A 13,462-nucleotide genomic window follows, 5' to 3' on the forward strand; every position below is an offset into this window, starting at 1 on the left:
CCAAAAACGGCAAATCTAGTTTAGGAAATGGAAATGATTTCAAAAAAACTGGTTCCAAGCAATTTTCAATCGCTTGGAACCAGTTTTTTATTACTTTCTGGCTAGTTTTGTCCCAGCCTCTTTTTTATTTGGTTGACTTAATCATATAACGGTTGATTAGATGCATCTTTGGAGGATTAACCCTCCAATAATATTACCCAAACTCTCACACTACCCCACCACCCGCTATTTTCCGACAAATGCCGTCAAGAAACGATGTCGTATTTTGAATTATTATCAGAACATTTGTATCATTTCGACATTTGGCAGGACATTTATTTACATTTGTAGAATAAGTTTGAATAAGAAAAAGTCATATAGAAATTTTACCCACGAGTTATAACAGCAGCACATAGTTAATAAGCTAGCTTATAAGACCTAGAGGGTAAACCAACTTAAGGGGGGAAACTGTTGTCAGAGGAAATATTATCAATTAATAATCTACATACGCATTTCTTTACGGACCATGGGGTTGTCCCCGCTGTAGACGGAGTAAGTTTACATGTAAAAAAAGGTGAGATAGTTGGAATAGTTGGTGAATCTGGATGCGGGAAAAGTGTTACATCCTTATCTATAATGCAACTAGTTCCTACTCCACCCGGAAAGATAGTAGATGGGTCGATTCATTTTAAAGGTGAAAACTTGTTAGAAGCATCGAAAAGGAGAATCAAAGATATACGTGGAAACGAAATATCAATGATTTTCCAAGAGCCAATGACATCGTTAGATCCTTTATTTACAATTGGAAACCAAATTCGAGAAGCAATTCGTATCCATCAAAAAGTAACAAAAAAACAAGCTAGCGAGAGAGCTATTGAGATGCTCAAATTAGTAGGAATCCCTCGTGCAGAAGAAGTAATGAATGAATATCCCCATCAATTATCAGGTGGGATGAGGCAACGTGTTATGATTGCGATTGCTATGGCATGCGATCCAGAAATCTTGATTGCAGATGAGCCAACAACGGCACTAGATGTCACCATTCAAGCTCAAATCCTAGACTTGATGAAAAAGTTGAATAAAGAAAAGGATACCGCGATTCTTTTAATTACACATGATCTAGGGGTTGTTGCAGAAATCTGTGACCGGGTAATAGTTATGTACGCCGGCCAGGTTGTCGAAGAAGGAACAACTAGAGAAATATTAAAAGACCCAACACATCCCTATACAAAAGGGTTAATTCGATCCATACCAAAACTCCATGAAAAAAATCAACAACTATACTCCATACCGGGAACAGTACCAAAACCAAGCCTGAACATGACTGGCTGCAGATTTAAAGATAGGTGCGAGTTTGCACACGATCGCTGTTTCAGTGAAAATCCAGAGCTATTTTCCTTAGAAAACAATCGATATAGTCGTTGCTTTTTATTAGATGCTTCAGAAAGGAAGGTAGTGAGCGATGCAGAATCCAATATTAGAAGTTAGTAATCTAAAAAAATACTTTGATATACGTGGTGGTGTTTTGGGCAGAAAAGTAGGAGAAGTAAAGGCTGTTGATGATGTATCTTTCACTGTTCATGAGGGAGAAATACTTGGAATTGTAGGCGAATCTGGGTGTGGAAAATCAACTACTGGTAAAGCAATCCTCCGCTTAATTGAACCTACGGAAGGTGAAGTGAAGTTTGATGGTCAAGATATTACTAAACTCACTACAGAAGAAATGCGAAAGCTGCGTAGAGATATGCAAATTATTTTTCAGGACCCATACGCTTCCTTAAACCCTAGGCATACAGTCGAAAAGATAATTAGTGAACCCCTCCTTATACATGGGATGGGTAAAGCTGAACGAAAAGCTAGAGTAAAAGAATTATTGGAGGTTGTTGGTTTAAGCAGTTACCATGCTTCACGTTACCCACACCAATTCAGCGGTGGTCAAAGACAGCGAATTGGAATTGCGAGAGCTCTAGCAAACCATCCAAAATTAATTATTTGTGATGAACCAGTATCTGCACTAGATGTTTCTGTCCAATCACAAATTTTAAACTTAATGGAAAGCTTGCGTGATCAATTTAATTTAACTTATGTCTTTATAGCTCATGATTTAAGCGTTGTTAAGCATATTAGTGATCGAGTTGGCGTGATGTATTTAGGTAGATTAGTAGAATTAACTGAAAAGGATAAGTTGTATGACGATCCTAAACATCCTTATACAAAAGCTCTATTATCTGCTGTGCCATTACCTGATCCAGACATCGAGAAAGAAAGAATTATTTTAGAGGGGGATGTTCCAAGTCCATCCAACCCACCTACTGGTTGCGCATTTCATACAAGATGCCCAATGGCCATGGATATTTGTAAACAAGTAAGACCAACATTTGAACAAGTTGAGGTTAATCATTTTGTTGCCTGCCATTTATACGATGAAGCAGTGCAATAAAATATAACAATATTAAAACAAATCATATAAGGGGGAAGTTGTATGAAGTTAAGGATTTCGTTGTTATTTTCGCTATTATTAGCCTTAGTTCTAGTATTAGCAGCATGTAATGGTGATGATAACGAACCAGGAGATAACAATAATGAGCCAAACAATCAAGAGAACAATGAACCAGCAGAGGATAATAATAACGATTCTGCTGAAGCAAGTGGTGATAACGTATTAATTTTTGCTCGTGGTGGAGATTCTGAAAGCTTAGATCCTGGTAGTACGACCGATGGAGAATCATCCCGTGTCACGAAGCAAGTATTAGAAGGACTGTTAACATTTGAAGATGAATCGTTTGAGGTTGCACCGAGTCTTGCCCATGATTGGGATGTTTCAGAGGATGGCTTAACATATACTTTCTATCTAGAAGAAGGCGTAAAGTTCCATGATGGAACTGACTTTAATGCCGAAGCTGTAAAAATCAACTTCGAACGTTGGGCAGATCCTAGTCATGAATATGCATTTACTGATGACGGATATGTATATTCCATGTATGGAACAATGTTTGGTGGATACAAAGGCGATGAAGGTCATGTTATCAAAGAAATTAATGTCATTAATGACCATGAAATCGAGTTTATTTTAAATCGCCCACTAGGATTCTTCCTACAAAACTTAGGAATGTCTTATTTCGCCATTACATCTCCAGCAGCTTTAGAAGAGTATGGGGCTACTATTAATGAAAACCCTGTAGGAACAGGTCCATTCAAATTTGTAGAGTGGAGAAAAAATGAATCAATTACATTAGAAAAATTTGAAGACTATCGAGTAGAAGGTTTACCAAAACTTGATTCTGTCGTTTTCACTGTTATTCCAGATAATGCCGCACGTTTAATTGCATTAAAATCAGGCGAAATCGATATTATGGATGGATTAAATCCAGACGATGCAGCAGGAGTAGAGTCCGATGAGAATTTAATTCTATTCGAACGAGCTGAAAACAACTTTGGGTATGTTGGTTTCAACACTCAAAAAGAGCCATTTGATAATAAGGAATTACGCCAAGCGATAAGCTATGCAATTGATCGTAATGCCATTGCTGAAGCATTATATGCTGGATATGCTGTTCCAGCGAAAAACCCGCTTCCACCAAGCTACATGGGTTACAACGATGATGTTGAGCCATATGCATATGACCCAGAAAAAGCTAAAGAGCTTCTAGCTGAAGCTGGTTATCCAGATGGATTAGAGATTGACCTGTGGACAATGCCAGTTGCACGTCCATACATGCCAGACCCTGAAACAGTTGCTCTTATTATTCAAGGGAACTTAGCAGATATCGGTGTTACAGCAAATATACACCGCGAAGAATGGGCTCCATATCTTGAAAAGACAATGAATGGAGAACATCAAATGTATATGTTAGGTTGGTCAGGTACAAATGGGGATCCTGATTACTTCTTAAGTAGTTTATTACATGGAAGCAACGTTGGAACAAGTAACCGTAGCTTCTATGTAAATTCTAAAGTGGATGAGTTATTAGATGCTGCAAAAGTTGCAGTAGACCAAGATGAGCGGGCATCCCTCTATAGTGAAGCACAAGCGCTTATTTCAGAGGATGTACCGATGGTTCCATTAGTACACTCTCGTCCGGTATTAGCTACAACAAATGCAGTTGTTAATTACGTACCACATCCATCAACAAGTGAGTCACTAGCAGAAGTAGAGATACAAAAATAATTAGTAAATTGAAAGAGGCTGGCTCAAAATAGCGGGCTACTCCCTTCAGTAAAGCACTTAAGTATTCCTTATATAGTTGGAAACTTGCTTTAGAAAAAGAGAGGGAGTTATAAGCTTATGAGTCAGCCCCTTTCCTATTATAGATTCAAAGACACGAATGAACCGAGGTGAAAATTTTGTTTGCCTATACAACGCGACGTTTGTTAATGCTTATACCAGTACTCATTGGAATGACATTAATTACATTTTCTATTGTACATCTTATACCAGGAAACCCAGCCCAAGTAATTTTAGGGGAAACTGCCAGTGAAACCGCAATAAAAGATCTAGAGGAGAGTATGGGGTTAAACGAACCATATTTTGTCCAATATACGATTTATGTATCAGACTTACTACAAGGGGATTTAGGTACATCATTAAAATCAAAAACTGCTATTAATAAAGAAATTTGGCCTTATATAGCCGCTACCTTTGAGTTAACTATTTTCGCGATGCTTTTTGCCATAATTATTGGTGTAAATGCCGGTATTATTAGTGCTTGGAGACAGAATTCTTGGTTTGATTTCCTTGCGATGCTTTTCGCGTTAATCGGTGTGTCTATTCCTGTTTTCTGGCTTGCCTTAATGGAACAATGGATATTCGCTCAAGAACTAGGCTGGTTTCCATCTAGCGGAAGGCAAGATACTCGCGATCCAATGGAGCCTATTACATATTTTTACGTGTTAGACTCTATCCTTCACGGGGATTTTGCTAGAACTATTACAACACTTAAACACTTAGTCTTACCTAGTATTGCATTAGGTACGATCCCAATGGCGATTATTGCTAGAATGACTCGTTCTAGTATGCTTGAAGTAATGCGCTCTGATTATATACGTACCGTTCGCGCTAAAGGTTCTGGACAGTTCCTTATTATTTATAAGCATGCCTTAAAGAATGCTCTCATTCCCGTATTAACCGTTATCGGGTTACAAACTGGAGTACTATTAGGGGGAGCTATTTTAACAGAAACAATCTTTAGTTGGCCAGGTATCGGGCGTTATATTTATGAAGCTATCACCTTCCGAGACTACCCTGTCATTCAATCTGGAATCTTAGTTATTGCATTCCTCTTTGTCATTATTAATCTAATTGTGGATCTTCTCTATAAATTCATAGATCCAAGGATTAATTATTAAGGGGGGATAGGTTATGAAAACAACAGAAAAAGAACAAGTAAACCTTAAACAAAAGTCTAATAATAATCAAATAAAAAACAAGGATGAAAAAGTAACTTCTCCTTGGAAAGATTCATTTAGACAATTACGAAGAAATAGATTTGCAATTGCTGGTTTTGTCATTATTTTATTTTTTGTTCTAATCGCTATTTTCGCTCCTCTTATCACTAATCATGAACCGAATAAAATTGTTCCATTAGATAGGCTACAATCTCCATCTGCTGAGCACTATTTTGGAACAGACGATGTAGGGCGAGATATCTTTACAAGGATAGCTTACGGAGCAAGAATCTCTTTAATGGTAGGATTTTTTGCAGTAACTGGTGCACTTATTTTTGGTACATTGCTTGGAATCATTGCAGGATATTACGGACGATGGGTAGATATGTTAATATCACGTATTTTCGATATTATGTTAGCATTTCCGAGCATTCTACTAGCAATTGCCATTGTTGCTATTTTAGGACCATCTTTACAAAATGCGTTAATCGCTATTGCTATTGTTAACATTCCTATATTCGGTAGATTAATCCGGTCAAAGGTTGTTAGTTTACGTGAAGAAGAATTTATAATGGCAGCAAGAGCACAAGGGATGAAGAATGGTAGAATTCTTTTTCATCATATTCTCCCTAACAGTGTCGCACCAATTATCGTCCAAGCTACATTAAGTTTTGGTACAGCAATATTAGAAGCTGCTGCACTCGGTTTCTTAGGACTCGGTGCTCAACCACCTAATCCAGAATGGGGTGCAATGCTTGCCGCTTCACGAGACTTTATTCAATTAGCACCTTGGACACTAATCTTCCCTGGTGTTTCCATTATGTTAGTCGTATTAGGATTTAACCTAGTCGGAGATGGGCTAAGGGATGCATTAGATCCAAAAATGAAAAACTAAGTGAAAAGGCTCAGCACCATTAATTTGGGCTGATCCTTTTTCTTATGTTCCTATATAATCCAATTCGTAAAAAAGTTCTTTAAGAACATTCTCCCTTATAAATTTTCATATTAAAAAAAGAGCTATCAAATTCTCTCTGATAGCTCTACACTTCAATTAATTATTTATATACTTTTCAAACACATCGCCAAAATCTTTTTTATGGTATTCCTCTCGAATAGATTTTAACCACGAAAATCCATATTCTGTGAGTAGCTTATATTGTTCTGCTAGTTGGGTATCATTGGTTCTAGAATTATGAAGAACCGCAACAGCCTTATCTATACTTTGATGTGCTAATTCCTGTACCGCATTGTTTTCATGGGTTAATTCAGCAATATATAAAAGCGCCTTATACAGATCATTTAAGCGATTAATTTCCTTTTTATCAACATCAATGGACATATGCTCATTGCCAATAGTAAACTTAATTTCAATATCCAAGTCAACCCTACCAGCGGTTTCTAGTAGCACATTGGAAATTTTATTCTGTGAATAGGAATACCTTTTCAAAGTACGTTTGGAGGAGACAGCATTATCACCATCTACATGAATTAAAGCCAAATTTGTAAAGCAATATTCATCTGACTTTGTTTTTATAAGAAAATAGATTTTCTCATTATCTTCGTATCGAACATAATCATCTGAATCAGTCTTATCATAATCCTCTGGTCCAATTATCTTCCCGATATCTGATAAACCTAATGCATCAGAAGCAAGCTTTTTTAACATCAAATTCCTCCTACATCTTTATACATCTAGAATAGCCTTTTCTAGATATTTGTAAATTAGCCTTTTTACCTATTCTTAATATTTTCTTCAGTTTGTATTTTATTTGTTCCTAGTTAATTAGAAATTTTATTAAGTGCGTTTAATCTTTTCTTTGCAGTACTTTTCTCCGGTGTAATGATCTTGTGAGGCATTGCTTTCCCTAAACCATATATAGGCATATTCCGATACACTGCTTCATAGTTCCCGTTTGGAATCGTATAGGTTTCGTGGTATACTCCCACCGCTTCATTATCACCTATCTTTTTATTAAACTCTCGCCAAGCAGTTAAATGTTTGTTTCCTTTAGCATAGGCTAGTAGATCTTCTGTTGATCTCCAATAAGTAATTAATACCGTCGTACGTAAGCCAAGGAAACTTTCTAATGATAAAAATCCTAATTCTTCCTTATTCGTATATAGTTCGCGAATCATTGGTGGCATTGCTTTCATTACAGGTAACCATTTACGGAATGCAAGTCTTTTATTAATTCGCATCCCAATAAGAAAAACAACTATATCCTTATTATTATCCGTTGTAAAACGGCCTGTGAATAATTTTTGAGCCAAGATTAATCCTCCTTTTTTAATTCACTTATTGTTTCCTCACACCACTCTATCTCTGCTTTCACTATACGTTTCCCATAATCCAAGGTGAATAGCCAATACTGCGCATCTGCTTTGTGCAACGAGTGGGTACGTATTACTTGTTCAATTGCTAAATACGTGTTTAATCTTTTTTCCAGGATTTCGTGATAACTTCTTAAGTAATGAATGGTTTTTGTATTATCTTGATGTCTACTAAAAAACAATTTCAAAAGTACTTCATTCTTAGGGACTGGAATTTGATCTAATGGTGATTCTAACCATTTAAGAAGCTCATCCTCTCCCTTCTCCGTGAGAAAGTACTCCTTTTTGTCTGGTTTTCCATCTTGGGTTGTTTCTTGAACATTTGCTAAGCCATCCTCTACCAGTTGTTTTAAAGTGGGATATATTTGGCCATAGCTAATTTTCCAAAAATGGTTCAAGCTCGTATCAATCAATCGTTTCATTTGATAGCCTGTTCTACAATCCGTTGTTAGCAATCCTAATATCGCATATTTTGTATGATTTAATTTTGCCATTGTTCCACCTATCTTTTTGATATATATCATCTTGATATAAATAATATGACAAATTCGATGAAGTTGCAACTATTTTCAGAAAAACTCTTAGAAAATTTACAGTCGATTCCATTTACATTTTATAAAATTGATTGTACTATTACTTAGGGACTCGAAATATATGAAGTGAGGCGTAACAGCATGACTTTATTCTTCCAAGAATGGTCGACACAATTAAGGACATATAATCAAAATATTAAACTAGCAATATGGGCCAACATAGCCTCCCAAATTGGGATGGGAATGTTCATGGTCATGTATAATATCTATATTCAGGAACTTGGCCTTAGTCATGAGGTAAACGGTCAAGTTATTGCTTTAACTGCACTGGCAACAGCTATTATTCTAGTTCCAGCTGGAATTATGAGTGATAAACTTGGTAGAAAGCGGGTCATGGCTTTTGGGGTTGTTTTCTCCGGGATTATCTTACTATTACGAAGTATTGTAGAGATGCAGACACTACTTTTAATTACAGGATTTTCTACGGGAATATTTACTGCATTTTTGCAAGTATCTTCTATTCCATGGCTAGCAGAGAACTCCAAACCAAAGCAACGAGTTCATTTATTTAGCTTACATTCTGCCATTATGACTGCAGCCAATGTTATCGGTAGTTTATTAGGTGGAACATTAACAGACTTCTTTTCTTTATTTACTACCGATATCATTAGCATTCGAATTACGTTAATTATAGGAAGTGTATTCTATCTTGCTGCATTCTTCCCAATTATGAAGATGGTGGAGAAAAGGAAGCAAACACCGAAACAAAAAGAACGAATACCGTTTCGAGAGTTTTACCAAGCAAACAAATCCGGCTTTAAAATTATTGGACTTTTTGCGGTTGCCCAATTATTAATTGGATTTGGTAGTGGATTAGTTATTCCTTATTTGAACTTATATTTTGCCGATCGATTCGCTGCATCCAATTCGGTTATTGGATTAATTATATCGTTAGGTCAAGCTGCAACAGCGGTAGCAATGTTCATTGGTCCTTTTGTCGTAAAGAAGGTTGGAGAAGTCCGAGCAGTTGTTTATTTACAGTTAGCCTCTCTACCATTCTTGTTACTTACGGCATATACGGAGAATCTATTGTTAGCAAGTCTTGGGTTTCTGTTCCGACAAGCATTAATGAATGCCGGTAACCCAATACAAGCATCATTAATGATGTCAAAAGTAGATGATTCAGTTAAAGGGCTTGCAAACTCGATAAACCAGATGGTCTTCCAACTAGGTTGGGCGTTTATGGGACCAGTTTCTACATCCATCGTCATGATGTACGGTGCTTATTGGGGATATGCACATGTCTTTACAATTACAGCAGGATTATATTTAGTTGGATCATTATATTTCTTCTTTGTATTTCGCAAGCTTAAATCGACTGAAGAGTAGGTGGGGAATGTCCCTATCTACTCTTTTTATTAACTCCGAACCCTCTCTTACTTAGGTGAATATCCTAATGAAAGAGTTATATTCTGGAGGGATAATATGCAAATCTTTTATACGGTTCAACCTGGTGATACACTATTTCAAATTGCAAACCGCTTCGGTGTCCCTATTCAAATGGTTATTGCCGCAAATAACATTACAAATCCAAATGCGATATTCATAGGTCAACAACTATCCATTCCGCCCGGTATCACTCGCTATCAAGTAAAACAAGGAGATAGCGTATACGGGATAGCAACACAATTCCGAATACCATTGACAACAATTATAGAAGCAAATAATTTACAAACACCTTATACGATTTATCCAGGTCAACTGCTAAATATACCACCAGGAAACCCTTTCTATACCGTTCAACCTGGTGATTCCTTATATCAAATTGGATTACGCTATCAAGTGATTACGTCTGGGAGGGTGAACACTGAAATCATTCAATCCGCCAATAATCTCTCCACTACACAGATTTTTCCTGGCATGAGACTCACAATTCCTTATGCACCGATTGGAGAGGAAGGTATCATCGCCTATACGACGGAAGGAAATGAAGGATATGATATTTGGCTCTATGATGTAGCAAATGGAAATACCCATAGAATAGTTAGAGGTTTGGCAGAAGCATTTTCTATTCCTTATTGGTCGCCTGATGGAGAACAAATAGCTTTTATCGGAGAAAACAATATCATTTACGTCGTTCATGTTAGTTCTGGAGTTATTGCAACCATTGATCAACTATCACAAGGATATGGAGTGTATATCAATTGGGCTCCAAATAGTCAACAAATTGTTTATGCAAAGCAAAACAGTATTATTATATACAACGTAAATACTCATCGTTTTCAAGAGTTACACATTTCTGGAGCAACAGATGTCCAATGGTTTCCAGATGGTGAGCATTTACTTTTTCAAGCTCTAGATGAAAATGGACTCAGCCAATTATTCCGTATTCGTACAGACGGAACAGACTTAAGCAGGCTCACTAATAATACTGGTGGGAGACTGAATGAAGTTCGGCTGTCACCAAACGGACAGTTTGCCTTATACACGACTCCAGGAGCAAGTATCTCCATAATCCATGTCGTCGATTTATCAACTGGGAATACGATTGAAATAGATGGAGGACCACTAGCGAAGAACTACTTTCCAACTTGGGCTAGTAACTCTACAACTATTGCCTATAGTGCAACAGCCTTTGAAGATAGAGGGTATTTCTCGCTCATTCAAGTTACTGACAACGAAGGGGGTCGTACACAAACGATTGGAATATCTAATTGTTTCTCTACCCCATTAGATTGGTCCCCAGATGGAATGAATGTTGCCTATTTATCTGGTTGTAGTAATACTGCCACTGCGACAGAACTTTGGGTTAGTAATATAAATCTACCAGCACCTAGAAAACTAATTACTGAACGGAGCATACTCGCACTGAAATGGAAACCAAGCAAAAACAATGGTTCATTATCGACATTTAAGAACACGCAATTCCAAATCCAATTTCAGTATCCTTCTAGTTGGGAACAAATTACTCCTGAGCGGTATGAAGGAACAAATGGTTTTTTCCAAATATCTGCTATCTCAACACCAGCTTCTATAGAGGTTGTTTGCCAAAACAAAGCATTTCATCAACTAATGCCTTATGGATCTAATCCAAGGATCCAGCACACAACCATCCAGAATCAAGAGGGATGTTTTATCTTTCCATCTAACGACCAACCAACAGAAATGAACAACCAATCAGCATTAATTATCCAATACCCAGAACCAATACAAATCGAAGGAACCTCATATCAATACTTCATTTTATGGGCAGACACGAGTCATATTAGAGAGATTGGAGAATCAATTATTTTTTTATAAGATATATAAATTTGTCCCCACTACTAAAGTACTACAAACTTCACACTAGCTTAACATTATATTTACATTCAATTGGTATAATTTTCTATAGTACTGACTACGTGGGGGCATAAATAAACGATGATAAAAAAGAAACAACGTGAAAGGGAAATGACGCTAAGAGGACGCTTGCTACTACTCTTTATATCACTACTTACTATCTCAATTGTTGCAGTTGGCCTTTTTACATATACTATTTCTCGAAATACAACAATGAATACAATTGAAGATCGATTAATTCGAGAAGCAGAATTAATGGAACATATTGTAGATAACGAAAGATTCGTTTATCCAGGTTACGATCAATATGATTATTTCATCCAACAAGTGAACCAACATATTCGTAATCAAAAATTCAAACTCGAAAAAGACGGGATGACATCTGAATATTTTTACTTAGTTGACCAAGAAGTAATTCCATTTAAAATAAGTGAAAAAACGTTACCAACCCTATCTGAATCTACTGTACAAGCTATCAATAAGCATGATGATGGTATTTTACACCAATCTATTGATGGAGTAGATTATACGCTTAGTATTAAGGAAATAGATGATTTAAATGGAAAATATGTGTTACTTGTACCAACCTCAACTTATTTAGAGCCAATTAATCAGATGGCCCCAATTATGATAGGGATCATTTTAACTAGTATTATTATCGCAACGATTATTGTCATATTATTTGTAAATAGCATTACAAAGCCTCTTTCTAAATTAAGAGAAAAGATGAGAAACGTTCGAAACGGAAATTTAGTAGATGACACAACGGTGATTCAAACAAAAATTCCAGAAATCAACTCTTTGAACAAGAGTTATCAAGCGATGATGAATCAAATGGGTTCCATGTTAACACAAATTAACGATACTACAAAACATCTTGAATATACTGGCAATGAGTTAAAACAATCCTCCGAAGGAACTTTAGCCTCTAGCCAAGATTTAATAGACGCCATTCATGCAGTTAAAGCTGGTGCAGAACAAACAGCAAGCAGTTCGGAAGGAAGTTCAGAGTCATTTAAAGTAATGAAAGAAAAAATCGAAAAAATGATTCATCGCATGGAATTGATTTTTAATAATGCAGGTGAAATGACTTCCTCTGCCAAAACAGGAGAAACTAGCATGTCCTCCTTAATTCATACTGTACATACGTTTAAACAAGACTTTGAACATTTAACAACTATCATCCAACATGTTCAATCATATTCCAAAGCAATCAATAAATTGGTTGGACTTATTCAAGGAATAACAGAACAAACAAAACTATTGTCATTAAATGCATCAATTGAGGCAGCGCGCGCTGGAGATGCTGGAAAAGGTTTTGCAGTGGTTGCAAATGAGGTAGGTAAATTAGCTACAGAATCAGCTACTGCCGCTGAACAGATTACAGAGTCCATTCACAATATGGATTCCATTACCAATACTGCATCCGAAGAATTTATACAAATATTAAACAAGATCAAGACAACATTATCAATGTCTAATGAAGCGAAAGTTTCTATTGATGAGATGATGAAGGAAATATTTGAAGTAAGTACCGAGCTTGAGGAAGTCCAAGGAGATTTAGAAGAAGTAGAACAACTTCTTCCTTCTTTAGAAAGAGAAACGATTCAATCATTATCTGTATCTCAAGAAACACTTGCTAGTGCAGAGGAAATGCTTGCAAGTAGTGAAGCACAGGTGAAACAATTAGAACAAACCCATGAAATTGGATTGAAACTTACCAACATCGCAGAGTCTTTAGCCGAAAGCACAGAAACTATAAAATAAAAATCAAAACCACCAGTGTGAACTGGTGGTTTGCTCTGCGGCTTGAAGCCTCTGTTACCGGCCTTGGCCTTAAAGGCCCACTGAATGGTTTCCCCTTACGCACCACATCCACGCACTGATTCTAAAGA

The 13,462-nt window shown here is 36.7% G+C and carries 11 protein-coding genes; 8 read left to right on the forward strand and 3 right to left on the reverse strand.

Annotation, left to right across the window (positions count from 1 at the left end; translation table 11 throughout):
- The first annotated feature begins 450 nt into the window (after nucleotides 1–450).
- From IEV35_RS19835 to IEV35_RS19855, 5 genes are all read left to right on the forward strand, one after another.
- The gene (locus IEV35_RS19835; RefSeq protein WP_188386390.1) at nucleotides 451–1,467 is read left to right on the forward strand and encodes an ABC transporter ATP-binding protein; all 1,017 of its coding nucleotides are present in this window, start codon (nucleotides 451–453) and stop codon (nucleotides 1,465–1,467) included.
- Complete coding sequence (locus IEV35_RS19840; protein WP_188386391.1) at nucleotides 1,442–2,419, forward strand: ABC transporter ATP-binding protein; 978 nt, start codon at nucleotides 1,442–1,444, stop codon at nucleotides 2,417–2,419. The genes IEV35_RS19835 and IEV35_RS19840 overlap by 26 nt, the downstream gene beginning before the upstream one ends.
- A gap of 42 nt (nucleotides 2,420–2,461) precedes the next feature.
- Nucleotides 2,462–4,147: an ABC transporter substrate-binding protein gene (locus IEV35_RS19845; protein ID WP_188386392.1), complete on the forward strand. Its 1,686-nt coding sequence runs from the start codon at nucleotides 2,462–2,464 to the stop codon at nucleotides 4,145–4,147.
- Nucleotides 4,148–4,323: 176 nt separating this feature from the next.
- Complete coding sequence (locus IEV35_RS19850) at nucleotides 4,324–5,325, forward strand: ABC transporter permease (protein ID WP_188386393.1); 1,002 nt, start codon at nucleotides 4,324–4,326, stop codon at nucleotides 5,323–5,325.
- 13 nt (nucleotides 5,326–5,338) lie between these two features.
- Nucleotides 5,339–6,259: an ABC transporter permease gene (locus IEV35_RS19855; RefSeq protein WP_188386394.1), complete on the forward strand. Its 921-nt coding sequence runs from the start codon at nucleotides 5,339–5,341 to the stop codon at nucleotides 6,257–6,259.
- A 156-nt stretch (nucleotides 6,260–6,415) separates the two neighbouring features.
- Here the strand turns inward: IEV35_RS19855 and IEV35_RS19860 are convergent, their stop codons facing one another.
- The 3 genes from IEV35_RS19860 to IEV35_RS19870 all read right to left on the reverse strand — a co-directional run bounded on the left by IEV35_RS19860 (nucleotide 6,416) and on the right by IEV35_RS19870 (nucleotide 8,189).
- Nucleotides 6,416–7,030, reverse strand: a complete 615-nt coding sequence (locus tag IEV35_RS19860) for a PH domain-containing protein (protein ID WP_188386395.1) — start codon at nucleotides 7,028–7,030, stop codon at nucleotides 6,416–6,418.
- A gap of 113 nt (nucleotides 7,031–7,143) precedes the next feature.
- Nucleotides 7,144–7,635: a DUF4188 domain-containing protein gene (locus IEV35_RS19865; protein ID WP_188386396.1), complete on the reverse strand. Its 492-nt coding sequence runs from the start codon at nucleotides 7,633–7,635 to the stop codon at nucleotides 7,144–7,146.
- Nucleotides 7,636–7,637: 2 nt separating this feature from the next.
- Nucleotides 7,638–8,189, reverse strand: a complete 552-nt coding sequence (locus tag IEV35_RS19870) for a PadR family transcriptional regulator (protein ID WP_188386399.1) — start codon at nucleotides 8,187–8,189, stop codon at nucleotides 7,638–7,640.
- Nucleotides 8,190–8,369: 180 nt separating this feature from the next.
- On the opposite strand from IEV35_RS19870, the gene IEV35_RS19875 reads away from it, so the two are divergent.
- The 3 genes from IEV35_RS19875 (at nucleotide 8,370) to IEV35_RS19885 (ending at nucleotide 13,334) form a co-directional block, all read left to right on the forward strand.
- Nucleotides 8,370–9,617, forward strand: coding sequence for an MFS transporter (locus IEV35_RS19875; RefSeq protein WP_188386397.1), 1,248 nt, complete (start codon nucleotides 8,370–8,372; stop codon nucleotides 9,615–9,617).
- A 96-nt stretch (nucleotides 9,618–9,713) separates the two neighbouring features.
- Complete coding sequence (locus IEV35_RS19880; RefSeq protein WP_188386398.1) at nucleotides 9,714–11,528, forward strand: LysM peptidoglycan-binding domain-containing protein; 1,815 nt, start codon at nucleotides 9,714–9,716, stop codon at nucleotides 11,526–11,528.
- Between the two features lie 120 nt (nucleotides 11,529–11,648).
- Nucleotides 11,649–13,334: a methyl-accepting chemotaxis protein gene (locus IEV35_RS19885; RefSeq protein ID WP_229740830.1), complete on the forward strand. Its 1,686-nt coding sequence runs from the start codon at nucleotides 11,649–11,651 to the stop codon at nucleotides 13,332–13,334.
- The last annotated feature ends 128 nt before the right edge of the window (nucleotides 13,335–13,462 follow it).

Source organism: Ornithinibacillus halotolerans, from assembly GCF_014637405.1.
Classification (GTDB): domain Bacteria; phylum Bacillota; class Bacilli; order Bacillales; family Amphibacillaceae; genus Ornithinibacillus; species Ornithinibacillus halotolerans.

Bases quoted from the DNA above. Each gene is read 5' to 3' on its own strand.
- IEV35_RS19875 (WP_188386397.1), top strand. From the start codon at position 8,370: ATGACTTTATTCTTCCAAGAATGGTCGACACAATTAAGGACATATAAT.
- IEV35_RS19880 (WP_188386398.1), top strand. From the start codon at position 9,714: ATGCAAATCTTTTATACGGTTCAACCTGGTGATACACTATTTCAAATT.
- IEV35_RS19845 (WP_188386392.1), top strand. From the start codon at position 2,462: ATGAAGTTAAGGATTTCGTTGTTATTTTCGCTATTATTAGCCTTAGTT.
- IEV35_RS19860 (WP_188386395.1), bottom strand. From the start codon at position 7,030: ATGTTAAAAAAGCTTGCTTCTGATGCATTAGGTTTATCAGATATCGGG.
- IEV35_RS19885 (WP_229740830.1), top strand. From the start codon at position 11,649: ATGATAAAAAAGAAACAACGTGAAAGGGAAATGACGCTAAGAGGACGC.
- IEV35_RS19840 (WP_188386391.1), top strand. From the start codon at position 1,442: ATGCAGAATCCAATATTAGAAGTTAGTAATCTAAAAAAATACTTTGAT.
- IEV35_RS19855 (WP_188386394.1), top strand. From the start codon at position 5,339: ATGAAAACAACAGAAAAAGAACAAGTAAACCTTAAACAAAAGTCTAAT.
- IEV35_RS19870 (WP_188386399.1), bottom strand. From the start codon at position 8,189: ATGGCAAAATTAAATCATACAAAATATGCGATATTAGGATTGCTAACA.